We start from the raw sequence: 23,311 nt of genomic DNA, 5'->3' as shown, positions 1-23,311 counted from the left end.
TAACGACCTGATCTATAAGAATTTTTTCGACTTTAAGCTGTCAAAGACAGGAAGGCGCCATCCCAACACTGACGCGGGATGGTGCCTTTTTTTCTAGTCCAAGTTTCCCAAAGTCAGGTACACGCCGCCCGCGTCATGACCGATGGCGTAGAGGCCCGGGATGACGTGGTTGTTCTTGTCGACGACCTCGAGGTCGGAGGTCACGCGAACGCCGTTGAGGCTCGTCGGCGTGTCGAGCTTGCCGCGGACGATGTAGAACGGGCCCTTGCTCACTTCACGCAGGTAGTACGGATCCTTGCCGAACTGGTCGTCGCGGCCCTGGCGCGCGAACTTCGTCATCTGCTCGCAGGTGGCCTTGAGCGTGGCGGGATCCATGCCGGCCTTCTTCGCGACTTCCTCGATCGTCTGGCCGATGAAGACGTTGCCCTTCTTCTCGTTGGCGGCGATGAGCTCCTCCAACTGCGTCGCGGCCTGATGGCGCTGGATCCAGTTGCCGCACGGATTCGGGTAGCCCTTGCCCTTCGTGGAGAACTCCTCGACGGTGGCCTGGTCGAAGACGATGTAGGCCCAGGTGCCGTTGCGCATGATGGCGTTCGAGGCCATCGGCCAGTCGGCCGTCATTTCCTCGTTGAAGAAGCGCGTGCCGTTGCCGTCCACGTAGAGCAGGCCCTGGCGGAACATGGCGCGCAGCTCGCGGTTCGGGCCGTTGCAGATCGCCTCGCCCTCGGCGGGCATGAAGGCGCCGTTGGCCTGCATCGGGCCGATGTTGTCGCCGACCGCGCCGACCTCGAAGGCCATGCGGATGCCGTCGCCCGTGCGGCCCGGGGCGCCCACGGCGGTCATCTCGACGCCGGAGTACTCGCGCACCATCTCGGTGTTGAAGTTGTAGCCGCCCGTGGCGAGGATGACGTTCTTCGCGCGGACGGTGACCTTCTCGCCGTTCTTCGCCGTGCCGACGATGCCGACGACCTTGCCGTTCTCATAGAGAAGCTTCTCGGCGGGCGTGGAGAGGAGGAGCTCGCCGCCCTGCTTCTTGAAGAGCTCGGTCATCTTCTCGGGGAGCGCGCCGGCCTTCGGGTAGATATGCCACATCAGGATCGGGTTGTTGCGGCGGGCGGTCTTCACTTCCTTCCAGGGCACGCCGTGGTCCTGCACCCACTGGATCGTCTCGGCGCTCGTGTCGATGAACTTCTTCACGAGCGGGGCGTTGATGCGCCAGTGATGGTAGTAGGCCATCTTGTTGAAGGCCTCGATGGGCGTGTACTTCACGCCGGCTTTCTTCTGCAGGAAGCTCTCGACGGCGAACGTGCCTTCCATGAAGAGGCCCGCGCCGCCCGTGTAGGCGTTCTTCTCGAGGATCACGGTCTTGAGGCCGCCTTCGACGGCGGCCACGCCGGCCACGAGACCGCCGGCGCCGCCGCCGGCGATGGCGAGATCAACGTCATAGACCTTGTCGGCCCAGGCGGGGAGCGTGAAGGCAAGGCTTACGGCAACGGCGAGCAGCTTGACGGATTTCATAGGGTTTTCTCCTTTTGGATGCGCGGCCTTCAGGTCGGTGGGCCGCGTCTTTCCTTCATCCTGCCCGAGCGAAAGTGCCCCCGTCCCACTCATCCGAGACCCGTGTCAAATGAGAGGGACGGCGCGCGAAGTCTTTGTTAAAATTGAAATTTTCGACATCCCTCACGAGGAGAAGCCGATGACTCCATATCCTCCGCAGTGGCTTGAGGTCGTGCGCAGGCCCAGAGCGCGCGCATGGACGCTTCCCTACGGCGCCGACGAGCCGCTCGTGCCCTGGATCGCGCCGCCCGTGCCGCCGCGGCTCGAGGAGATCGTGATGAGGGAGGGCATCAGGAGGGAGTTCGAGCCCGGCGAATACATCTATCCGGCCGGGATGCCGCTCAACATCCTCACGGTGATCACCGAGGGCGTCGCGGGCCGCACGTTCGGGAGCCTCTACAACCAGCAGAAGCAGGGCATGGCGCTCGCCATCCCGCACCGCGTCTGCGCGGGCAACCACACGTTCTTCAGCGAGCGCCCGGGCAACGGCCGCTATTTCGCCGTCTCGCCCGTGAAGGCGGTGTCGCTCCCCAACCGCCGCATCAAGGAGCTGATGCGCGAGGACCTGGAGCTGCGCGAGCTCGTTGAGGTGCAGTGCGAGTGCTGCATCCAGTCCGACCGCATGGGGCTCGGCTCGATCGCCGTGCTGCCGGTGATGGAGCGCCTCAAGCTCTACTTCATCTCCTGGGGACTCGCCTACGGGCGGCTCGTGCACGAGGACGGCACGGAATGGCTCCGCTACCCGGCGATCCTGCCGCAGACCCAGATCATGCGGGTGATCGTCGTGAGCCTCTCGCAGATCCGGCGCGCCTTCGCGGAGCTCCGGGAGGACGGGAGCCTCGTCACGGAGGGCGCCGCGCTGATACTGCAGGCCAGGGCGCTCGACGACACCTGGCGCTGGATGAGAAACAACGAGGAGCCGATCTGCGCGAAGCCCCGCCCGGAGGACTGGCGAGAGCTGCTCACCTGACCCCCGGCGCATAATGAACGTGTTCCCGCAACTGGTCCTTCTGGGACCTGCCGGGCTCAAGTCCTCTTTTCCGGAAGAGGCCTCTGCGGATCCGGGCCTGCAGGCCCGTCCGCAGTGACAGAAAGGCCCCGCAAGGCTTCCTCAAGCCTCCGGGGCCTTGTGCTATCCGTCTGCGCCGGTTCTCAGCGGCCGCTCCCGCAGCAGGGGCAGGACGCGCGGCGGCGGTAGCGCATCTCGCGCATCTCCATGTTGAGGAGGTCCACCATCAGGAGCCTGCCCGTGAGGGGGCGGCCGAAGCCCGCGGCGAGCTTCATCGCCTCGCAGGCCTGCAGCATGCCGACGGTGCCGGTGAGCGCCGTGAAGACGCCGAAGGCGCTCGCCTTCTCGTCGTTCTCCGCGTCGTCCTCCTCGAAGAGGCAGCGGTAGCAGGCCGAGTCCGGGTCGCGGAAGTCGAAGACGGTGATCTGCGCGTTCATGCGCACGGCCGCGGCGAAGACGAGCGGACGGCGCTCGGCGCGGCAGACGCGGTTGACGAGCTGGCGCGTGGCGAGGTTGTCCGAGCAGTCGAGCACGATGTTGGCCTCGCGAACGAGCGGGGCGAGATCGGCTTCGCCCTCCATGCGGCAGGAGACCGCACGGGCGTCGAGCACAGGGTTCCAGCGCAGCAGCTCTTCAGCAGCGTTCTCGGCCTTGTTGCGGCCGATGGAGGCGGCGTCGTGCAGGAACTGGCGCGAGAGGTTGCTTTCCGACACCTCGTCGTGGTCCACGATCGTGATGTGCGAGGCACCGCCCGCCGCGAGGGCGAGCAGCGCCGGGGAGCCGAGGCCGCCCGCGCCGATCACGAGGAACTTCGCCGCGACGATGCGGCGCTGGCCCTCGGGGCCGAGCTCGGCGATCTTCATCTGGCGCGAGAGGCGCTCGGTGAGGCGCTCGAAGCGCTCGGAATCATTCATCTGCATTTTTCGAATCCTTTGCATGCGAACGGCCCGTGCCCTCCGGAGAGGGCTGCGGGCCGTCTGATCAGTCCTGGGGAAGGCTTACTTCGCCGCGGGCTTCTCGGTCTTGGCGTCGGTCTTCGCCTCGGGCTTGGCGTCCTTCTTCGCCTCGGCCTCGGCCTTCGCCTTCTCGGCGGCGCGCATCTCGCGCACGACCTTGATGGGCTTGCCGCGGTACTTCGACTCCTCGACCTTGCCGCCCTTGAGCTTGGCGACGGCCTGCTGGAGCTGCCAGTCCTTGTCGTCGCCGAACTGGAAGCTCCAGTCGGGCGACTTCACGGAGTCGTTGTCGTCGTAGGGCAGGGTTTCGTCCTCCTTCTCCTCTCCGTCCTCGTCGTCCTGGTTGACGAGATGGTGGGCGAGGTCGGCCTCGCGGACCTGGAAGGTCGGGTAGTTGCCCTTCGGCGTGTCGTCGACGTAGATGTCGGGCTCGATGCCGCGGGCCTGGATCGAGCGGCCCGACGGGGTGTAGTAGCGCGCGGTCGTGAGCTTCACGCCCACGGCCTTGTCGCCGTAGGTCATCGGCAGGATCGTCTGCACGGAGCCCTTGCCGAAGGAGCGGTCGCCCATGAGGGTCGCGCGCTTGTGGTCCTGCAGCGCGCCCGCGACGATCTCGGAGGCGGACGCGGAGGAGGAGTTGATCAGCACGACCACCGGGACGCTCTTCGCCTTCGGCGTGAGGTCGGCGATCGCCTTCACGGCGTCGCCCGAGCGGTAGTCGCTCTCGATCGCCTTGAAAGAATAGTCGGACTGCGCCGCGCGCCCCTTCGTCGAGACGATGTCGGAGTTGGGCGGCAGGAAGATCGCCGCGACGCCGATCGCGGCCTGGAGCAGCCCGCCCGGGTCGTTGCGCAGGTCAAGGACGAGGCCCTTGAGGTGGCCGTTCTTCTCGAGCTTGTTGATCGTGCGGGCGAGGTCCTCGGCCGTGCGCTCCTGGAACTGCGAGATGCGCACGTAGCCGATGCCGTCGGCGAGCTCCTTCATGCGCACCGACTGCGTCTTGATCATGGCGCGCTCGAGCGTCATCTGCAGGGGCGTCATCTCGCCCTTGCGCGCGATCTCGAGACGGATCTTCGTCTTCGGCTCGCCGCGCATGCGCTTGACGGCCTCGTTGAGCGAGAGGTTCGCGGTCGCCTCACCGTCGATCTTCGTGATGATGTCGCCCGCGCGAATGCCGGCGCGCGCGGCCGGCGTGTCATCGATCGGGGAGATCACGCGCACGCCCGCGGTGTCCTTCGTCACCTCGATGCCGAGGCCGCCGAAGGCGCCGTGCGTCGCCTCGTTCATGTCCTTGAAGCCCTTGGAGTCAAGGAAGTTCGAGTGCGGGTCAAGGCCGCTCACCATGCCCTCGACGGCAAGCTCGAGGAGCTCGCGGTCGGAGATCTCGTCAACGTAGTAGTCCTTGACGGCGTTGAAGACGCTCGTGAACTGCCGGATCTCCTGAAGCGGCAGTCCTTCGTCGGCGGTTTTTCCGGCGAAGGCCTGGAAGCCCGTCGTCGCGAGCATGCCGGCGCAGGCGCCGGCGACGAATAGGGAGAGGAGACGGAGTTTCATCGCGTTTGTGGTTTTGAATATGTTCTTGAAGGAGGCCGTGTCCGGCGCGTCCTGTCCGTGCCCTGGGGGCGGGGGACGGCATCGTATTTTCGCCTATTTGCTCAGCCACGGCTGAGGGTTCACGGGCTTGCCCTTGTAACGGATTTCAAAGTAGAGGCCCGGCTCGTCGCTCGCGCCGGAGCTGCCCACGGTGGCCACCGTCTCGCCCGCGCGGACGCGGTCGCCGACGTTCTTCAGCACCGACTCGTTGTTCGCGTAGACGGACATGTAGGTGCCGCCGTGGTCAATGATGAGGAGGTTGCCGTAGCCGCGCAGCCAGTCGGAGAACACCACGCGCCCGGCCGCGCAGGCCGAGACGTCGGCGCCCTCGGGGGCGCGGAAGAGGATGCCCTGCCAGAGGGCCGAGCCCGTGCGGCGGGTGCCGTAGCGGGCGGCCACGGTGCCCTTGACGGGGCGCACGAGGCGGCCGCGGAGCTGCGCGAAGTTGCCGGCCGGCAAGGGCGCCACGGGCTTGGCGTCGGCCTTCCGGCGCTCGGCCTCGCGCCTGCGCTCGGCTTCCTCGGCGGCGCGCTCCTTCTCGAGCCGCGAGTCGATTTCGGAGACGAGGTTCTCGAGGCGCGCCTGGTCCTTCTGGAGCTTCTCGATCGCGGCCTGCTGCGTGGCGATGTCGCGGGAGAGCTTTTTCACGGCCTCCTGACGGTCGCGCTTCTCGCTCAGGAGCTCGCGGCGGTTCTTCTCCTCCTCGGCGGCGATCTTCGAGAGCTCCGCGCGCCTCGCGCGCGTCTCCTGCGAGACCGTGTCGATGCGGTTCTGCTCGGCCTCGAGCGCGTCGGCGGCGCGTACCTGCGCGACCGAGAGGTAGCCGAGGGCGGCCGAGGTGCGGGCGAGCTCGTTGGGGTTGCCGCCCTCGATGAGCGACTGCCAGGTGTGGCGCTGCGCGTGCAGGTACTGCGCGCGGACGATCTGCGAGAGGAGCGCCTCGGCGCCCGAGAGGCTCCTGCCGACCTCGCGGCTGTCGCCGCGGAGTTCCTTCAGGCGCTCCTCGACCTTCTCGCGCTCGCTTTTGAGCGTGCGCAGCTTCTTGTTCGCCTCGCTGATCGCCTGGTCGGCCTTCTTGAGCGCGCTGTTGGCGGCCTCGCTCTCGGCCTCGCGCGCCGAGAGCTGCTTCTGCATGTCGGAGAGGCGCTTCTCGACGCTCGCCTTCTGGCTCTCCGCACGCTCCTTCTGGCGCGCGGTCGCGTCCGACCCCGAGGGCGCGGCGGGCGCCGGGGCGGGAGCGGAGGCAAGCGTCAGGGCAAGCGCGGCCGCGGCGGCGCCTGCGCGGAGGATGGAAAACTTCACTTCGGGCGAAAAGGTGGGGAGGAGCGGGCGGGAGCCCGCCGTGGAACAAGCGGAAAACTAGCACGCCCTCGGGCCCCGGGCATGCGTGCGCACCTATAATCGTACTCTTTGCGGCAATTTCGCCGCTTGTCCAGACCTCCCTGTCATGTCTCAGTTTCTTGTCCAGAACGCTCTTCTCATTCTGATCGCGGTCATCAGCGCCGGATCGCTCGCCTTGCCGCTCTTCAACCGTCGCCGCTACGGCCCGATGGTCACGCCCGAGCAGGCCGTTCAGCTCATCAACAAGCAGGACGCCCTGGTGGTGGACGTCCGCTCCCAGTCCGACTTCAAGAAGGTCCGCATCGTCGGCTCCGTCAACATCCCCGCCACGGAGATCCAGGGCCGCCTCGCCGAGATCCCGAAGGAGCGCACGGTTCTCGTCGTCGACAACTCCGGCAACATGGCCGCGGGTGCCTCGAAGCTGCTCCGCGGCATCGGCTACCCGAAGGTCTTCGTGCTCGAGAACGGCCTCGTCGGCTGGATGCGCGACAAGCTCCCCCTTGAATACTGAGCCCATCGCCCCCATATAGAGAGAAAGGCGTGTCCGGCGGCTCCCCGCGCGGAGGCGCACTTCTCCGGAAATTCATTTCACGACCGGGTCCGCGCGGGCCCGGCACACTACGCCGAAAGGTAAACAAATGGCCGAAAACGAAAACGCCCAGAACCCCGCTGACGCCCAGCAGCAGCCCGCTCAGGAAGAGCAGCCGGTTTTCCAGCTCCAGCGCTGCTACCTGAAGGATGTCTCCGTCGAGATGCCGAACGCTCCGGAAATCCTGATGGAGCCGCAGCAGACCGCTCCGCAGGTTGACATCCAGTTCGAGGTGAGCCAGCGCGCCCTCCAGGCCGACCTCTGGGACATCACCGTCCGCGGCACGATCACCGTCAAGACCGGTGAGCGCGTGATCATCCTCGTCGAGGGCCGCCAGTCGGGTCTCTTCGCCATCCGCGGCATCCCCGCCGAGGCGCTCCAGCACATCACCAACGTGCTCTGCCCGTCGATGGTCTATCCGTACCTCCGCGCCAACCTCGCCGACCTGATGACCCGCGCGAACGTTCCGCCGGTGCATCTGCCCGAGGTGAACTTCGAGGTGCTGTATCAGCAGCGTCTCGCCCAGGCTCAGGCCGAGGCCGCCAAGAACCAGGCCGCCCAGAACTGATACCAGCAGGAACCGCTCCCCGACGTTCCCTGAGGGCCGGCAGTGCGCCGCATCTCCTCCTTTCGGAGGAGCCGCGGCCCGCCGGCCTTCCTCATTTCTAGGCATCCCCCATGTGCCCGATGGGAGAGGAAAGCCCCCGCCCTTCGGCGGAGATGTAACCTCTCCGGGCGTCTGTAAAATGGATGCGATAGTCGGAGTACTGCTTCCTCACAAAGGAGGCGGTCAACAGGAAACACAGAAAATGATCCGCATACTGCTCATTGACGACCACACCCTCTTTCGCAGCGGCGTAAAGGCGCTCCTGCAGCGCCAGCCTGACTTCGAAGTCGTGGGCGAGGCGAGCGACGGCCTCGAGGGCGTCAAGCTCGTTGAGCAGGTCGAGGCCGACGTGGTGCTGCTTGACGTTGACATGCCGAGCATGAACGGCCGCGAGGCCCTCGAGCAGATCCGCGAGACGCACCCGAACCTCGCCGTGCTGATGCTCACCGTGAGCGAGGACTGCGAGACCCTCGGCGAATGCCTCAAGCTCGGCGCGCGCGGCTACCTCCTGAAGAAGATCGACCAGGAGTTCCTGCTCCGCGCGATCCGCACGGCCTACAACGGCGAGAGCGTCATCTCCCCGCAGATGATGACGAAGTTCGTCAACAAGCTCGCCGATCCCGAGGGCTCTCCCAAGGGCCCCGGCGCCGGCGCCCAGGGCGGACAGGATCCGAACGTCCTCACGAAGCGCGAGCGCCAGACGCTCGCCTGGCTCTCGCGCGGCGTCTCGAACAAGGAGATCGCCCGTGCGCTCAACTTGGCCGAGTCCACGGTGAAGGTGCACGTGCAGAGCATCCTGAGGAAGCTCAACCTCACCTCGCGCGTGCAGGCCGCGATCTACGCGATCGAGCACAAGATCGACAAGGAACTCTGAGAAGTTTCTTGATGCACCGGGCGGCTGAAGTCAGACGCCGCCCGCGTATCCCAGCTGCCGCCAGCCTTCGAACACCGTCACCGCGACGGCGTTCGAGAGGTTGAGCGAGCGGTTGTCCGGGCGCATCGGCAGACGGATGCGCTGCCCGTCGGGGAACATCGCCCGGATCTCATCGGGGAGCCCCGAGCCTTCGGCGCCGAAGACGAACCAGTCGCCTTCCTGAAACTTCATCGTCGAGAAGATCGACGCGCCCTTCGTGGTCATCGCGAACATGCGCGTGCGGTCGGGACGCTCGCTCTCGAGCAGCGCCTCGAAGGAGTCGTGCACCTTGAGCGTCGCGTACTCCCAGTAGTCGAGCCCGGCGCGCTTCATGTGCTTGTCCTCGAGCGAGAAGCCGAGCGGGCGCACCAGATGGAGCGCGCAGCCCGTGTTGGCGCACAGACGGATCACGTTGCCCGTGTTGGGCGGAATCTCGGGGTGAACGAGGACGACGTTGAACATTGCTGTCTTCGGGGAAAAATCTGGCTGATGGGAAGGATCAGAACGGATCCTCGCCGGCGAGCTCGCCGCGCATCTTCTTGAGGGCGAGCTTCTCGATCTGGCGGACGCGCTCGGCGGAGATGCCGAACTCGGCGGCGAGCGTCTGCAGCGTCACGGGCTTGGGGTTCCCGTCGGCGTCCGTGGTGAGGTAGCGCGCCTCGATCACGCGGCGGCTTCTCGGGTCGAGCGAGGCGATGGCGCGGGCGAGCCCCTCGCCCTCGAGGCGCTCGCGGTCCTCCTGCTCGAGCATCGCCTCGGGCTCGTCGCCCGGGCGCGTGAGCCAGTCCGACGGCGCGAAGCTCTCCTCGTCATCGGCGTCGGCCGGGGCGTCGATGCTCGTCTCCTGGCCGTACATGCGCTCCTCCATGTCGAGGACTTCCTTCGGCTTCACGTCGAGCGTGAGCGCGATGCGCTCGGCCTCCTCGTTGGTGAGGGCGGCCTGCGTGTCCTCCTTCATCTGGCGGAGGTTGAAGAAGAGCTTGCGCTGGTTCTTGGTCGTGGCGAGCTTGACGATGCGCCAGTTGCGGATGATGTACTCCTGGATCTCGGAGCGGATCCAGTGCTGCGCGAAGGTCATGAGCCTCGCCCCGCGGTCGGGGTCGTAGCGGCGGATGGCCTTCATGAGGCCGATGTTGCCTTCCTGGATGAGGTCCGCGTAGGGGAGACCGTAGCCGAGGAAGTTCCTCGCGATCGAGATGACGAGCCTCAGGTGCGAGAGCACGAGCTTCTGCGCCGCGGCGACGTCGTTGTGGTCGCGCAGGTCGATGGCGAGCTCGCGCTCCTCCTCGGCCGTGAGGAGCGGCGCGCTCTCCGCCGCGCGCAGGTACGCGTCGAGATCCCCGAGCCCGCCCACGGGCACGGGAAGGCCGGCGGGCTTGTACGGAACGATATCCGAGGCCGGCCGGACGGCGGGGAGGTATTCGGCGGAGCCCGGGGCGTCATCGCTCTCGAGGTCGATGATCTCGTCCTCGATGATGTCCTCCGGCGCTGCCTTGCTTCGCTTCATGGGTGTTCTAGTCTTGTTTTTTTGGTATGTCAGACAGACAAAAATAGCACTTCCGGGGCGCGCGCACGTCCCGGGACGCGTTAAAGCCGTGACAGAGTCTGTCAGCGCTCCCGGCGGATGCTCCGCCAGGCGCTCGAGGCGGCGACGGCCGCGATGAGGCTGCCCACGAAGGCGCTCGCGCCGATGAAGCCCGCGCACCAGGCGGGCGGCGGGAGCGCAATGGTGACGGAGGTCTCGTAGAGCGCCGCCGTCTCGTTCAATGACGGCTCGAGGATGAGGATGGCGCACCAGGCGATGCCAAGCGCCAGCGCGGCCGCGGCCGCCATCAGCAGGAACCCGCGCCACGCATAGGGGCGGATCGCAAAGGAGGGCGAGGCGCCGAAGAGGTAGAGGGTGCGCATCTCGCTTCTCGCCGTGATTGTCGTCATGCGGATCGCCGTGTCGAGCACGAGGATGACGAGCATCGCGGTGAGGGCGCCGAGGCAGGCGAGCCCCGTCCACGCGGTGCGCGAGACGTGCTGCAGCTTCTCGTGCCAGGAGGCCTCGAAGGGGACGAAGTCCACCGTGTCGAGCGCCTCGATGCGCTTCGCGGTGGCGTGGATCTGCGCGGAGGCGGCGTCGGTCGAGAGCGTCACGACGAGGATGTCGGGAAGCGGATTGCTGCCGTCCTTCGCGGCCGGGAGCCCGAGCTTCTCATTCAGGTCCTTCAGGGCCTCGTCGCGCGGAATGATCTGCGTCGAGGCGACCCAGGGCATGGCCTCGACCTCGCGGGCGAGCTTCGTCATGTCGGTCTTCTCCTTCGTGAAGACCGTGAGCTCGACCGACGTGGGCAGGCTCGTGAGCGGCTCGGCGAGGCCGAAGATCACGAGCGCGATGAAGAGCGGAATGGAGAGCGCGAGCGCGGCGAGGAAGAGCGCCACCATGTTGCGGCTGCCTTCGCGGCGCAGGCCCCGGAAGGTCTCCTCGAAGGCCCAGCGGCGGCTTGTGAGGATGCTCATCGGAACACCTCCGTCGCCCCCGGGGCGCGCAGGATGATCTCGCGCATCGGAACGTCCGTGACGGGGAGCGCCTTGTGGCTCGCGGCCACGACGGTGACGCCGGCGCGGGCGAAGGCCGAGAGCAGGGCGAGAAGCGCCCCGGCGTTGGCCTCGTCAAGGTGCGCCACCGGCTCGTCGGCGAGGATGACGACGGGGCGGTTGACGACGGCGCGCGCGAGTAGCGCGAGCTGCCGCTCGCCCGCGGAGAGCCGCCCGGGGAGCGCCGGCGCGAGGTCCGCGATGCCGCACTTCTCGAGCGCGAGGAGCGCCCGGCGGCGCGCCTCCGCATAGGACTCCTCGGCGGCGAGCGCCGGGAGCATCACGTTCTCGTGAATCGTGCGGTCCTCGAGGAGCCGTCCCTCCTGCATCATCAGGCCCATGGAGCGGCGCAGCCAGCGGCGCTCCATCTCGTTGAAGGCGTCGACGCGGTCGCCCGCGACGATCACCTCGCCCGCGGTGGGCTGCACGAGCCCGGCGAGGAGCTTGAGCACGGTGCTCTTGCCGCTGCCCGTGGGACCGCGCAGCACGACGAACTCCCCGCGTCCGACGGAGAGCGAGACGCGGTCCACGGCGGCCGCGCCGTCGAGGATCACGCTTGCGAGCCTGAGTTCAAGAAGGGCCGTATCAGCCATCGGGGTGTCAGAACTTCTCGATCAGCACGGTCTTCCCGATCTTGCTCCACAAGTCGGTTTCCTCGCGCAGCAGATAAGCCGTGAGCGGGTGCTTCGCGAGCCACCCCTCCTCGATGCGGATGCGGATGCCGCCGGGGATCCGCTGCACGTCCATCACCGGGAAGGCGATGTCGTGGCGGGCGTGGGCGAAGATCACCGCGAGGCGAATCGAGAGCACGGCCTCGGGCGAGACGAGGGTGCCGAGATAGGGCTCCATCTTCTTCAGCGTTCCGCGCTGCGAGAGCACGAGCGCGGCCATCGTGTCCTGCTCGCGGCGGCTGAAGCCCGGCATGTCGGCGTTCATCAGGATGTACTGGCCGTGACGGTGGTAGCGCGACGAGGAGATCGCCATGCCGGCCTCGTGCACGAGGGCGGCCCAGCCGAGGTACTTGAGCTTCTCGGGATCCTCGGCGACGGCGTCGGGGTTGACGGCCGCGTAGATCTTCTCGGTGAGCTTCGCGACGCGGCCGGCCTGCTCGCGGTCGAGGCGCGTCGCCTCCATCACGGAGTCGATCGTGACGTCGCGGGTGTCGCGGTTCGAGACGCGGCCGAGGAGGTCGTAGAGCAGGCCCACGCGCAGCGCGCCCGAGGCCGGGCGCATCGACTCGACGCCGAGCACGCGGTAGACAGCGGAGAGCACGGCGAGGCCGCCCGCGATCACCTCGCGGCGGTCCTCCTTGAGGCCGAGGAAGTTGATGTTCTTGATGTCCTTGGCGTCGAGGAGCATCTTGCGCAGGCGCTCGAGATGCTCGGGCGTCACCTCGCCCTCGCCCCAGCCGAGCGCGCGGACGATGTCGCTCACCGCGCCGAAGGTGCCGGCGCTGCCGAAGGCCTCGTCGTAGTTGCCCTTGCCGAAGGCGGTGATGCTTTCCTCGAGCTCGGCCGAGCAGGCCGTGATGGCGCGCTCGAGGGCCTTCGGGGTGATGCGGCCGTCCTCGAAGAAGCGGATCGAGGTGTTCACGCAGCCGATGCGGAAGCTTTCATAGCGCTGGGCGTCGAGGCCCGTGCCGATGATCACCTCCGTGCTCGCGCCGCCGATGTCGACGACGAGACGGCGCTTCGAGGAGGGCGGCAGCGTCTGGGCGCAGCCCTTGAAGACGAGGCGGGCCTCCTCGTGGCCCGAGAGGATGTCGATCGGGTAGCCGAGCGCGGCCTCGGCCTTCGGCAGGAACTCCGCCGAGTTCGTGGCGATGCGCATCGCCTGGGTGGCCACGGCGCGCACGCGCTCCGCGGGGAGGTCGGCGAGACGCTCGTTGAAGCGCGAGAGCGCGGCGAGCGCGCGGGCCTGGATCTCCGGCGTGAGCGCGCCGTTCTTGTCAAAGCCGCCGGCGAGACGCACCGTCTCCTTCCAGTAGCTCTGGGTGACGATGCGGTCGCCTTCAAGACGGCCGATTTCAACGCGGAAGCTGTTGCTGCCGAGGTCAACGGCGCCAAGTAACATGATGGGTCCTCTCAGATTCAGTCTGGGGCGGTCAGCGGCCGTCCTCGGTCTCGGGTTCTATCCCCACGAGCGCGTTGGCGAAGTCGTGGGCGTTGAAGGGCTGCAGGTCCTCGATCTTCTCGCCGACGCCGATGAAGTAGATCGGCAGCGGCCTGTCGCCGCGCATGGCGGTGATGGCGGCGAGAACGCCGCCCTTGGCCGTGCCGTCAAGCTTCGTGACGATGAGGCCCGTGAGATGGGCGAAGGCGTCGAAGGCCCTGACCTGCTGGAGTGCATTCTGTCCGTTCGTGCCGTCCACGACGAGGATCACCTCGTGCGGGGCGTCGGCCATGGCCTTTTCCTGGGAGCGGCGGATGCGTCCGAGCTCCTCCATCAGATTGGTCTGCGTGGGGAGGCGCCCCGCCGTGTCGGCGATGACGACGTCCATGCCGCGGGCACGGCCCGCGCTCACGGCGTCGAAGACCACGGCCGCGGGGTCGCCGCCCGTCTGCGAGATCACCTCGACGCGGTTGCGCTCGCCCCAGACGGCGAGCTGCTCGCGGGCGGCCGCGCGGAAGGTGTCGCCCGCCGCGAGGAGGACGCTGCGGTTGCCGTCGGCGAGACGGCGCGCGAGCTTGCCGATGGAAGTGGTCTTTCCGGCGCCGTTGACGCCGCACATCATGATGACGAGGGGCTTGGCGCGGTCGAGGTCAATCGAGCCCTCGGCGGGCTTGAGGATCCGTTCGAGCTCGTCGCGCAGCGCGAGCCTCACCTCATCCTGGGTTTTGAGACCCTTGAGCTTAATGACGTCGCGAAGCCGCTCTAAGATACGCGAGGAAGTCTCCACGCCGACATCGGCGGTGATCAGGGCAAATTCAAGTTCCTCGAGAAAATCCTCGTCGACGATGCCGCCCGAGAAGAGGCCGACGATGTTGACGCGGGTGCGCGAGAGACCGTTTTTAAGCCGAGAAAGCCAGCCCTCGGATGAACCAAATCCCATACTGATTGAATCGATGAAAAGTTTCAGGAAAGAGCGCACAGGCTCAAGCCCGTCAAGTTTAACGTGCAGCACGGCGCGCCGCGAAGGCGTCGTGCGCATCGTGGGCGGCATCTGGCGCAGGACGCCGCTTGCCGTGGCGGACCTCGCCGGGCTGCGCCCGACGCCGGAACGCGTGCGCGAGACGGTCTTTGACTGGATAGGCCATCTTCTCGGGACACTCGAGGGGAGCAGCGTTCTTGACCTGTTCGCGGGATCCGGAGCGCTCGGGCTCGAGGCGCTCTCGCGCGGGGCGGCGTCGCTCGACGCGGTCGAGCGCGACCGCAGGCAGGCCGCGGCGATCGAGGGTGTCGTGAAGAAGCTCGGAGCCGCGGCCGAGGTGCATGTCTCGGACGCCTTTGTCTACCTCGAGCACGGCCCGGACCGCACGTGGGATCTGATCTTCATCGATCCGCCCTTCGCGCTCGATCTTCAGGAGCGCGCGGTGAGGGCGGCCCTCGGAAAGCTCGCCCCCGACGGGGTGCTCTACGTGGAGCGCCCGGGCGGGGAGACGGGGGAGGAAGTCCTCAGTGAGCTCGGGCTCGTGAGACTGCGCGCAGGGTCCGCCGGCGCGGTGAGCTTCGAGCTCCTCGCGAGGCGCACGAGCCCGCTCGCCGCGCTCGCGCGCGAACCGAAGCCCGCGAAGAGGCGCGGGAAGCAGAAGGAACGGAAGAACACGAAGGAGGCCGAGGAATGACCGTCGCCGTATATCCCGGAACATTTGATCCGCTCACCTGCGGGCACCAGGATCTGGTGCGCCGCGCCTCGAGGATCTTCAGCCACGTGCTTGTGGGCGTCGCCGTGAGCGCGGGCAAGTCCCCGCTCCTCACGCTCGACGAGCGCGTCGAGTGCGCGAGGGTGGTCTGCGCGGACTTCCCGAACGTCTCGGTCGAGCCCGTCACGGGGCTCCTGAAGCAGTTCGTCGCCGAGCACGGCGTTCATGTGATCGTGCGCGGCGCACGCGCCGTGAGCGACTTCGAGTACGAGTTCCAGATGGCGGGCATGAACCGTCAGCTCATGCCCGACGTGGACACGGTGTTCCTCACGCCCGCCGACCAGTACCAGTTCGTGAGCGGCACCTTCGTGCGCGAGATCGCACGCCTCGGGGGCGAGGAGGCCCGCCGCTTCGTCGATCCGCGCATCTGGCCGGTGCTTGAGCGCGCCGCGCAGCGCGCCAATCAGACCGCGGGCTGCTGATTCACGGGCCGGGGAGTCTCGGGCGTCGTCCCGGGCTCCTCGTCATCGGCCCACGGCATCTTCGGGAGGTGCCAGCCGGGCAGATCCGGCAGGTCCGGGATCTTGATCTCCGGGAGCTTCAGCTCGGGGAGCTCGAGGCCTTCCCAGAAGTCGCGGATCGCACGCTCGGCGCGGCGCATCGCGCGGTCGAGCGAGAAGGGCTCGCCCGAGCGGGCCGCGTCAACGATCGCGGCGGCAGACTTCCAGTCCAGCGCCCAGGCCGGGGCCCTCTCGCCCGCCTTCTGCGAGAGCGAGAGGCGCGCGGCGAGCGGGAGCTCGGGGATCTTGCCCTCGGCCGGGAAGAGGAACTTCACGTCAAGCACGGGGAAGCCCGCGGCGGCCGTTCCCGAGAAGGTCGCGCTCCAGCGCTCGCCCTCGGCCGAGCCGTCGAGGATCGCGAGACCGCCTTCGGCAAGGCCCGTCCTGAAGGCGATTCTGCCGTAGGCCGTGCTGGCGTCGGCGGCGGTCACGGCCGGAGGCGTCGCCTCGGGCGTCGTGTCGACGAGGATGGTGTGCGCGCTCGTGACGTCAAGGCCCGTGAAGCGGCCCTCGGTGATTTCGAACTGTCCGTCCGCGGAGGTGACTCCGGCGGCGGTGTCCTTCGAGCCGAGGCTGCCCGCGAGATCGATCGAACCCGAGAGCACGCCCGTGAGGAGCGGCGGACGGACAACGGGACCCGGGATGCGGGTCGCGTCGGCGTTGCGCACGCGCAGGCTCACGTTCCAGCTGCCGTCGGCGGCGAGGATGCCGGCGAAGTCAGCGTCGCCGCCCATCCAGCGGGCGGTGCCGTTCGAGAGGCTCGCGGCGCCCGAGGCGAGCACGGCGTCGGCCGCGAGGCCGGAGAGCCCCGAGTCGGGGCCGATGCCCTCGACGGAGATGCGGCCCGTGAAGTCCGCGAGGCCGAGCCAGTCCCTGAACGAGGAGAGCTCGGAGAGGATCCTCGGGGGCATGCGGCCGATCTGGATCTCGCCCGTGAAGGCGGGACGAGCGGCGGCCGAGGCCGGCGAGGAGACCTTGACGCGCACCTGCGTCTCGAAGAGCGTGCCCTGCAGATCCGCCGATGAGGCGCCGTCCGCGGCCCAGTTCACCTGGCCGGTGATGCGGCCCGGATTCGGACTGGCGGGGAGCTCGCCGCGGCCTTCCTGAAGGATGCGGCTCGTCACGTCGATCGTGTCGAGCGTGAGCGCCGCGGGCTCGAACGAGGCGGCGACGCGCGCCGAGCCGTCAAGCGAGACCTTCGCGGCGCCGAGCGGCGCCGTGAGCGACGAGGCGAGGCGGTCGGAGGTGAGGCCGAGCGCGGTGAGGTCCGCCTCATCGCCCGAGACAGTGAGGGAGAGGCCGCTGGCGAAGTCGGCCTTCACGCGCGCGCCTGTGATCGTCCAGCCGCCCGCGCGCGGCGCGAGGCTCTGGGCGGAGGCGTCGGCGTGCACGCTCTTCGAGCGCCAGAGGCCGTCGAGCGCCGCGGAGGCGCTCGCGAGCGTCATGCGGGAGACGAGGTCGCCCGCGCCGGGCGCGAAGCTGATGCGGCCGGCGAAGGTGACGGCGCCGGTGGCCTCGGCGCTCTTCAGGTTCCCCGCGAGGCGGACGACGCCGCCCGTCTCGCTCATGTCCTCGAGGCGCAGTTCGGTGCCGGTGAGCTCGACGGCGGCCGGACCGAAGACGCCCGGCTCGAACGTGAGCGAGGTGTTCCTCAGTTCGGCGAGGGCGATGTTCCAGAAGGTCTGGCGGGTGCTTTCCTGATTCTTCGCGGGGGCTGCGGCGGGTTTTTCCTCCGCGGGCGCGGCCTCGGTCTCGGCCGGGGCGGCGGCATCCGCAGCGGCGGCAGGAGCTTCCTGAGCGGCCTCGGGCGCGGGCAGGGCGGCCGTCACGGCCGGTGCCTCGGCCGCGGGAGCCGGTGCCGGCGCGGTCTGCGCGGCAGGGATGCTGAGCATCAGGCCGTCGATGAGCACGTGGTCGACGCGGGGCGACTCGGCGAAGATGGCCCAGGGCTTGAGGCTGAGGATCGCCGTCGAGAAGCTGCCGACCTGCGACAGATTGTCCGTGCGCACGAGAGTGCCCTTCGGGAGGGTGATCTCGAGCGTCGGGAGGCGCTTCACGGAGACGGGGCCGGAGAGCTCGGCGCGCATGCCGAGGTGGGTCTCGAGCGCGGCCTCGAGGCGCGAGGTGACGCGCTCGGGCGTGATCCAGAAGGAGAGCGCCGCGACCAGCGCGAGCGCGATGAGCGCGACGAAGAGAAGAAGAGCGATGACGGTGCGGAGGTAACGCATGGCGTGATTGGTCCCCCGGGCGACCGGATTCTGATTTGTTATTGCGGGCACCCTTGGTCAGTCCTGTTGGAAAAAGGTGGTTGTCAGTGGCGCTGATATTGCCACATCGGCGGGGCGGTGCCGTCCCGCACGGCGGCGAAAAAACGAAACAGGCCGCGAAACCCGTTGAGGGTCCCGCGGCCTGCCCGCTGTCAGGGGAAAGCGCGCAGATGAATCAGGCTTCCTGACGGATCAGCCAGTCGAAGGCGCCGAGCGCGGCGGTGGCGCCGCCGCCGAGCGCTATGACGACCTGCTTGTAGGGGGAGGTGGTGCAGTCGCCGCCCGCGAAGATGCCGGACGCGGAGGCCGCGCCGTGGGCGTCGGTGACGATCTCGCCCCACTTCGTGAGCTCGACGGTGCCCTTGAGGAAGTCCGTGTTGGGCACGAGGCCGATCTGCACGAAGCAGCCCGCGGCGCTGACGGTCTTGAGTTCGCCCGTGGCGCGCTCGCGGTACGTGACGCCCGTGAGCATCGAGCCGTCGCCCTCGAGGCGCTCGACGTCGAGGTTGTAGACGATGCGGGCGTTCGAGGTGCTCTCGAGCTTTTTGACGAGCACTTCGTCGGCGGTGAGCTTCCCGCCGCGCTGCAGCAGCGTGACGCTGCGGCAGAGGGCCGCGAGGTCGATCGCCGCCTCGACGCCGGAGTTGCCGCCGCCCACGACCACCACGTCCTTGCCCTTGAAGAGCGGGCCGTCGCAGTGCGGGCAGTAGGCCACGCCGTGGCCCTGGTATTCCTTCTCGCCGGGCACGCCGAGCGCACGCCAGCGCGCGCCCGAGCACACGATGACGGCCTTCGTCTGCAGACGGGCGCCGCTCGAGAGCTCGGCCTCCCAGAAGTCGCCGGACTTCTCGAGCTTCACGACGCGCTCGAGCGCCATCACGTCGACGCCGTAGTGGTTGACGTGCTCCATGAAGCGGTTGCCGAGGGCGACGCCGTCGGTGAGGAGGATCGACGTGAAGTTCTCGATCGAGCTCGTTTCGTTCACCTGGCCGCCCGGGCGCTCGCAGACGATGCCGGTGCGCAGGCCCTTGCGGGCCGTGTAGATGGCGGCGGTGGCGCCCGCGGGGCCCGCACCGATGACGAGGACGTCAAAGGGGGCCTTCTTCGAGAGCTTCGCGGCCTGGGCCTTCACGAAGTCGGCGTCGAGCTTGGCGACGATCTCGCCGAGCTCATGACGGCCCGAGAAGAAGGGCTCGCCGTTCAGGTACACCGTCGGGACGGCCATGATGCGGCGCTCCTTCACCTCCGCGGGGAAGAGCGCGCCGTCGATCACGTCCACGCTCACGCGCGGATTGAGGATCGCCATCAGGTTGAGGGCCTGGACCACGTCCGGGCAGTTATGGCAGGAGAGCGACATGTAGACCTCGAAGCGGAAGTCGCCGTCGAGGCCGCGCACGCGCTCGAGGAGGTCAGCCTCCTCCTTGGCCGGGTAGCCGCTCGCCTGGAGCATCGCGAGGATGAAGGACGAGAACTCATGGCCCATCGGGAGCGCGGCGAAGCGCACGCCCATCTTCTGGCCCGTGCGGCTCACGGTGAAGCTCGGGCGGCGGACCTGCGCCGCGGCGTCCTCGGTGGCGAGCGAGACCTTGCCCGAGACGGAGGCGATGTCCTTCAGGAGCGAGGTGATCTGGCCCGACTCGTTGGAGCCGTCGGGCGCCATGGTGAGGGTGATCGGTTCGATGAGGCGGTCGAGGTAGCTCTTGACCTGCTGGAGGGTGGCTGCATCAAGCATGTGTTTTTCCTGTCCGTGCCTGCGGGGAGCACTGCACAAAAAAGGCCGCGGCGTTGCCGCGGCCCGGGATCTCATTCAAACGTTCCCGCCCGCGCGGGGCGCTCCGATTCTCCGCGGAGAAGTTCCTGTGGGAGGAGCGCCCGGAAAGGGGGCGGAAGTGTCCGGATATCAGATCTTGCCGACGAGGTCGAAGGACGGCACGAGCGTTTCCTTGCCGGGACGCCACTTGGCCGGGCAGACCTGGCCGGGGTTGGCCTCGACGTACTGGGCGGCCTCGACCTTGCGCAGGAGCTCAGCGGCGTCGCGGCCGATGCCGCCGTCATGGTGCTCCATGACAACGATCTTGCCGGCGGGGTTGATCACGAACGTGCCGCGCTCGGCGAGGCCGTCCTTCTCGATCATGACGTCGAAGTTGCGGGCGAGGACGCCGGCCTTGTCGCCGAGCATCGGGAACTGGACCTTGCCCACGGCCTCGGACGACTCGTGCCAGGCCTTGTGGGTGAAGTGCGTGTCGGTCGAGACGGAGTAGATCTCGACGCCAAGCTTCTTGAACTCCTCGTAGTGCTCGGCGAGGTCCTCAAGCTCCGTCGGGCAGACGAACGTGAAGTCGGCCGGATAGAAGAAGACGACGGACCAGTGGCCCTTGAGATCGGCGTCGGTGACCTTCTTGAAGGCGCCCTGGTGGTAGGCCTCGGTCTCAAAGGGGAGGATTTCGGTCGTAAGAAGAGACATGTGCTTTCCTTGCAGTAAAAGCGGGAGCGCGGGGCGTTCCCGAATGGATTCATCTGATGTGCGCACTGTAGCAATAATTTATCGACCTGTCAATGTCGAAAAGTAAAAACTATTGTCAGGGCGAAACGGACAGTTTCCGACCGCCGGGGCGGGTGGTCAGCGCAGACGGTCGAACTGCTTGCGGATGTTCGGGGCGAGGCGCTCGAGCGCGTCGAGCGTGGTGAAGATCGACGCGCGCCCCCTCTGGGAGAGCTCGCGGAAGCGGGTGAGGAGCTCGTTCTCCTCGGCGATGACGATGTGGCGCTCGGTCGTGAGGATGTAGAGCACGTCAAAGCCGCAGGCCTGCAGGCGCGGCAGGCGCCAGACGCCCGGGTCGGCCTCGCCTGTCTCGAAGCGTTCATAGGCCTCGAGCGGAACGCCCAGGAGCTGGGCGATCTGAATGGGCGCGTAGCCGAGCCGCTCGCGTTCCGCGCGCAGTCGGGCGCCGATTTCCTGGCGCTTCTTGGTGGAAGTCGTTGCCATTGCTTGGGGCTGGAGTCGGGGAAGGGATCTGAAGGGCTCCGAGGGAGACAGGCTCGCCGCGCAGCGGCGCGCAAGGAACCCGGGGCGCTTTTAAAAGTATAAGCGAGGCCGCCCGGGCCGCAGAAAGAGGGCGCGGCCCGAGGATGTCCCGAAATGAAAAACGGCTCCCGCTTGTGTGTCGGGAGCCGTTCGGGAAGGAGCCGTGAAGGGCGGCTGCTTAGACGTTGAAGAGGAAGTTCATCACATCGCCGTCCTTGACGATGTAGTCCTTGCCCTCGGCGCGCATCTTGCCCGCCTCCTGGGCGCCCTTCTCGCCCTTGTAGGCGATGTAGTCCTCATAGGCGATCGTCTGGGCGCGGATGAAGCCGCGCTCAAAGTCGGTGTGGATCACGCCGGCGGCCTGCGGCGCGGTGTCGCCCTTGTGGATCGTCCAGGCGCGGACTTCCTTCTCGCCCGCGGTGAAGTAGGTCTGCAGGCCGAGGAGGTCGTAGGCCGCGCGTATCACGCGATTGAGGCCCGGCTCGTGCATGCCCATGTCCTCGAGGAACATCTCCTTGTCGGCGTCGTCGAGGTCGGCGATGTCGGCCTCGGTCTTCGCGCAGACGGCGACCACCGGGGCGTGCTCGCCCGCGGCATAGGAGCGCACCGCGTCAAGGAGGGGATTGTTCTCGAAGCCGTGATCCTCGACGTTGGCGACGTACATCGTGGGCTTCATCGTGAGCAGGAAAAGCTGGCGGATGACGACCTTCTCCTCGTCGGTGAGGGGAACGGAACGGGCCGGACGGCCTTCGTTGAGCACGGGCAGGAGCTTCTCGAGCACGAGGACGAGCTTGAGGGCTTCCTTGTCGCCGCCCGAGCGGGCCTGCTTGGAGTAGCGGTTCATCGCCTTCTCGACGGCGGCGAGGTCGGCGAGCGCGAGCTCGGTGTTGATGACCTCGATGTCATTCAACGGATTCACCTCGCCGGCGACGTGGACGATGTTGTCGTCGTCGAAGCAGCGGACGATGTGGGCGATGGCGTCGCACTCGCGGATGTTCGCGAGGAACTGGTTGCCGAGGCCCTCGCCCTTGCTCGCGCCGGCCACGAGACCGGCGATGTCGACGAACTCGACGGCGGCCGGGACGATGCGCTGCGGATGGTCGATCTCGGCGAGCTTCGCGAGACGCTCGTCCGGCACCTCAACGACGCCGACGTTCGGCTCGATCGTGCAGAAGGGATAGTTCTCCGCAGCGATGCCCGCCTTGGTGAGCGCGTTGAAGATGGTGGACTTGCCGACGTTGGGCAGGCCGACGATGCCGCATTTCAGACCCATGATGTGTTCTCTTTGGCTGGCGATGAAGTGAAAGGTGTTTGTGGAATCGAGGTTCGCGCGATTTTTGGGACCGCGAAACTGTCTATTTTAGATGGTTCAGGGCGTCTTCGAGCGCGCCGAGCTCTTCTTCGCTGAAGAGCCCGAGACCCGCCCGGTGAAGCGCCTCGGCGGCGATGCCGCGCCCCGGCGTGAGCGTTCCCGAGAAGCCGCCGTCGTAGACCCCGCAGGGACTGCAGGAGGGGCTCCTCGCTTTCAGCAGCGCGAGCTTCGCGCCCTCTCTTTGAGCCGCCTCGCAGGCGAGGAGCGCGCCGCGGACGTACTCACGGGTCGCCTCGCGGCCCTCGCGGGTGAGGACCCGGGCGCGGCCGGCGAGCACATCGGCCGCCGTCGCCCCCGCCTCGATCTCGCAGGGCGGCCTGGGCACGGGGAGACCGCCGTCCTTCTCCGGGCAGACCGTGATCCACCGGACCCGGTCCGCGGGGAAGCGGGAGGTGACCGCGGGCTTCGCGCGCCCGTCGTAGCGGCAGGGCTCGCCCGTGAGACAGCGGCTCACGAGGACCGGAACCGGCCTTGTCATCCGAGCTTCGCCGCGGGCTTGTCGGCGGCCTTGCCGTCCTTCGCCTCGGGCTTCTTCGGGGCGGAGTACCCGGCGATGGCGCGCTGCGCCTTCGTCATGTCGCCCTCGGCCCAGAGGGCCGCGGTCGGCAGCGCCGCCTCGATGCACTCGGTGAGGCCGGCGTCCTGCTCGGCGTTGGGCGACGAGAGCACGAAGTCGAAGACCTGCTGCGCGAGGCCGAGCGTGCGCGGGTGGCCGATGCCGAGGCGCAGGCGCCAGAAGTTCGGCGTGCCGAACTGCGCGCTGACGGACTTGAGACCGTTGTGGCCCGCGTTGCCGCCGCCGAGCTTCAGGCGCATGCAGCCCGGGAGCAGGTCCATCTCGTCGTGCACGACGAGGACCTCCTCGGGCTTGATCTTGTAGTACCCCGCCACGGCGGCGACGCACTCGCCCGAGCAGTTCATGAAGGTGAGGGGCTTGACGAGCCAGACTTCCTCGCCCGCGAGCCGGACGCGGCAGATCTCGCCCTTGAACTTGCCTTCCTCGCGGAAGCGCCCGCCCGTCTTCGCGGCGAGCGCGTCGACGAAGCGGAAGCCCGCGTTGTGGCGGGTGCGGACGTATTCAGAGCCCGGGTTGCCGAGGCCGGCGATGAGGCGGATGGGTGTGAGCTGAGCCATTT

General features: G+C 67.8%; 23 protein-coding genes. 6 read left to right on the top strand and 17 right to left on the bottom strand.

Annotation, left to right across the window (positions count from 1 at the left end; all coding sequences use genetic code 11):
* Positions 1–93: 93 nt before the first annotated feature.
* On the bottom strand, positions 94–1,518 hold the full coding sequence (locus Q4F91_RS01900; RefSeq protein ID WP_303334074.1) for an FAD-binding protein: 1,425 nt from the start codon (positions 1,516–1,518) through the stop codon (positions 94–96).
* A gap of 178 nt (positions 1,519–1,696) precedes the next feature.
* Between Q4F91_RS01900 and Q4F91_RS01895 the strand changes: the two genes are divergently transcribed.
* The gene (locus Q4F91_RS01895) at positions 1,697–2,527 is read left to right on the top strand and encodes a hypothetical protein (RefSeq protein ID WP_303334073.1); all 831 of its coding nucleotides are present in this window, start codon (positions 1,697–1,699) and stop codon (positions 2,525–2,527) included.
* A gap of 182 nt (positions 2,528–2,709) precedes the next feature.
* Here the strand turns inward: Q4F91_RS01895 and Q4F91_RS01890 are convergent, their stop codons facing one another.
* The 3 genes from Q4F91_RS01890 to Q4F91_RS01880 all read right to left on the bottom strand — a co-directional run bounded on the left by Q4F91_RS01890 (position 2,710) and on the right by Q4F91_RS01880 (position 6,417).
* Positions 2,710–3,480, bottom strand: a complete 771-nt coding sequence (locus Q4F91_RS01890; protein WP_303334076.1) for a HesA/MoeB/ThiF family protein — start codon at positions 3,478–3,480, stop codon at positions 2,710–2,712.
* An 84-nt stretch (positions 3,481–3,564) separates the two neighbouring features.
* Positions 3,565–5,076, bottom strand: coding sequence for a S41 family peptidase (locus Q4F91_RS01885; RefSeq protein WP_303334072.1), 1,512 nt, complete (start codon positions 5,074–5,076; stop codon positions 3,565–3,567).
* A 93-nt stretch (positions 5,077–5,169) separates the two neighbouring features.
* Positions 5,170–6,417, bottom strand: coding sequence for a murein hydrolase activator EnvC (locus Q4F91_RS01880; protein WP_303334071.1), 1,248 nt, complete (start codon positions 6,415–6,417; stop codon positions 5,170–5,172).
* A 145-nt stretch (positions 6,418–6,562) separates the two neighbouring features.
* Here Q4F91_RS01880 and Q4F91_RS01875 point away from each other — a divergent pair, with 145 nt between their 5' ends.
* From Q4F91_RS01875 to Q4F91_RS01865, 3 genes are all read left to right on the top strand, one after another.
* A complete protein-coding gene (locus Q4F91_RS01875; RefSeq protein ID WP_303334070.1) occupies positions 6,563–6,967 on the top strand; it encodes a rhodanese-like domain-containing protein in 405 nt (134 codons plus the stop codon).
* Positions 6,968–7,094: 127 nt separating this feature from the next.
* The gene (gene secB, locus Q4F91_RS01870) at positions 7,095–7,613 is read left to right on the top strand and encodes a protein-export chaperone SecB (RefSeq protein ID WP_303334069.1); all 519 of its coding nucleotides are present in this window, start codon (positions 7,095–7,097) and stop codon (positions 7,611–7,613) included.
* A gap of 241 nt (positions 7,614–7,854) precedes the next feature.
* Positions 7,855–8,526 (top strand): response regulator transcription factor, encoded by a 672-nt coding sequence (locus Q4F91_RS01865; protein ID WP_303334068.1) that lies wholly within the window; start codon positions 7,855–7,857, stop codon positions 8,524–8,526.
* A 30-nt stretch (positions 8,527–8,556) separates the two neighbouring features.
* Here Q4F91_RS01865 and trmL read toward each other — a convergent pair whose 3' ends face one another.
* From trmL to ftsY, 6 genes are all read right to left on the bottom strand, one after another.
* Positions 8,557–9,027, bottom strand: coding sequence for a tRNA (uridine(34)/cytosine(34)/5-carboxymethylaminomethyluridine(34)-2'-O)-methyltransferase TrmL (gene trmL / locus Q4F91_RS01860; protein ID WP_303334067.1), 471 nt, complete (start codon positions 9,025–9,027; stop codon positions 8,557–8,559).
* A 37-nt stretch (positions 9,028–9,064) separates the two neighbouring features.
* On the bottom strand, positions 9,065–10,072 hold the full coding sequence (rpoH, locus tag Q4F91_RS01855) for an RNA polymerase sigma factor RpoH (RefSeq protein WP_303334066.1): 1,008 nt from the start codon (positions 10,070–10,072) through the stop codon (positions 9,065–9,067).
* Positions 10,073–10,173: 101 nt separating this feature from the next.
* Complete coding sequence (locus tag Q4F91_RS01850; protein WP_303334065.1) at positions 10,174–11,070, bottom strand: ABC transporter permease; 897 nt, start codon at positions 11,068–11,070, stop codon at positions 10,174–10,176.
* The gene (locus Q4F91_RS01845; RefSeq protein WP_303334064.1) at positions 11,067–11,741 is read right to left on the bottom strand and encodes a cell division ATP-binding protein FtsE; all 675 of its coding nucleotides are present in this window, start codon (positions 11,739–11,741) and stop codon (positions 11,067–11,069) included. The genes Q4F91_RS01850 and Q4F91_RS01845 overlap by 4 nt, the downstream gene beginning before the upstream one ends.
* 7 nt (positions 11,742–11,748) lie before the next feature.
* Complete coding sequence (locus Q4F91_RS01840) at positions 11,749–13,221, bottom strand: Ppx/GppA phosphatase family protein (protein WP_303334063.1); 1,473 nt, start codon at positions 13,219–13,221, stop codon at positions 11,749–11,751.
* A 31-nt stretch (positions 13,222–13,252) separates the two neighbouring features.
* The gene (gene ftsY, locus Q4F91_RS01835) at positions 13,253–14,200 is read right to left on the bottom strand and encodes a signal recognition particle-docking protein FtsY (RefSeq protein WP_303334062.1); all 948 of its coding nucleotides are present in this window, start codon (positions 14,198–14,200) and stop codon (positions 13,253–13,255) included.
* A gap of 91 nt (positions 14,201–14,291) precedes the next feature.
* Here ftsY and Q4F91_RS01830 point away from each other — a divergent pair, with 91 nt between their 5' ends.
* Positions 14,292–14,933: an RsmD family RNA methyltransferase gene (locus Q4F91_RS01830; protein WP_303334061.1), complete on the top strand. Its 642-nt coding sequence runs from the start codon at positions 14,292–14,294 to the stop codon at positions 14,931–14,933.
* Positions 14,930–15,433, top strand: a complete 504-nt coding sequence (coaD, locus tag Q4F91_RS01825) for a pantetheine-phosphate adenylyltransferase (protein ID WP_303334060.1) — start codon at positions 14,930–14,932, stop codon at positions 15,431–15,433. Before Q4F91_RS01830 ends, coaD begins: the two co-directional genes overlap by 4 nt.
* On the opposite strand, the gene Q4F91_RS01820 is transcribed toward coaD, so the two are convergent.
* From Q4F91_RS01820 to pth, 7 genes are all read right to left on the bottom strand, one after another.
* Positions 15,415–17,739: a hypothetical protein gene (locus Q4F91_RS01820; protein ID WP_303334059.1), complete on the bottom strand. Its 2,325-nt coding sequence runs from the start codon at positions 17,737–17,739 to the stop codon at positions 15,415–15,417. The genes coaD and Q4F91_RS01820 overlap by 19 nt on opposite strands.
* Positions 17,740–17,953: 214 nt before the next feature.
* Positions 17,954–19,510 (bottom strand): alkyl hydroperoxide reductase subunit F, encoded by a 1,557-nt coding sequence (ahpF, locus tag Q4F91_RS01815; protein WP_303334058.1) that lies wholly within the window; start codon positions 19,508–19,510, stop codon positions 17,954–17,956.
* Between the two features lie 168 nt (positions 19,511–19,678).
* Complete coding sequence (ahpC, locus tag Q4F91_RS01810; RefSeq protein ID WP_303334057.1) at positions 19,679–20,242, bottom strand: alkyl hydroperoxide reductase subunit C; 564 nt, start codon at positions 20,240–20,242, stop codon at positions 19,679–19,681.
* Positions 20,243–20,398: 156 nt separating this feature from the next.
* Positions 20,399–20,764, bottom strand: a complete 366-nt coding sequence (locus tag Q4F91_RS01805) for a helix-turn-helix domain-containing protein (protein WP_303334056.1) — start codon at positions 20,762–20,764, stop codon at positions 20,399–20,401.
* 217 nt (positions 20,765–20,981) lie between these two features.
* Entirely contained in the window at positions 20,982–22,076 is a 1,095-nt protein-coding gene (gene ychF / locus Q4F91_RS01800; RefSeq protein WP_303334055.1) for a redox-regulated ATPase YchF, read from the bottom strand.
* 82 nt (positions 22,077–22,158) lie between these two features.
* Complete coding sequence (locus Q4F91_RS01795; RefSeq protein WP_303334054.1) at positions 22,159–22,653, bottom strand: DUF523 domain-containing protein; 495 nt, start codon at positions 22,651–22,653, stop codon at positions 22,159–22,161.
* Entirely contained in the window at positions 22,650–23,309 is a 660-nt protein-coding gene (gene pth / locus Q4F91_RS01790; RefSeq protein ID WP_303334053.1) for an aminoacyl-tRNA hydrolase, read from the bottom strand. Before pth ends, Q4F91_RS01795 begins: the two co-directional genes overlap by 4 nt.
* Positions 23,310–23,311 lie beyond the last annotated feature (2 nt).

Source organism: Sutterella sp. (genome assembly GCF_030539355.1).
Lineage (GTDB): Bacteria > Pseudomonadota > Gammaproteobacteria > Burkholderiales > Burkholderiaceae_F > Sutterella.
The sequence above is the reverse complement of the archived record's forward strand: the minus strand, read 5'-3'. Positions and strand labels throughout refer to the sequence as shown.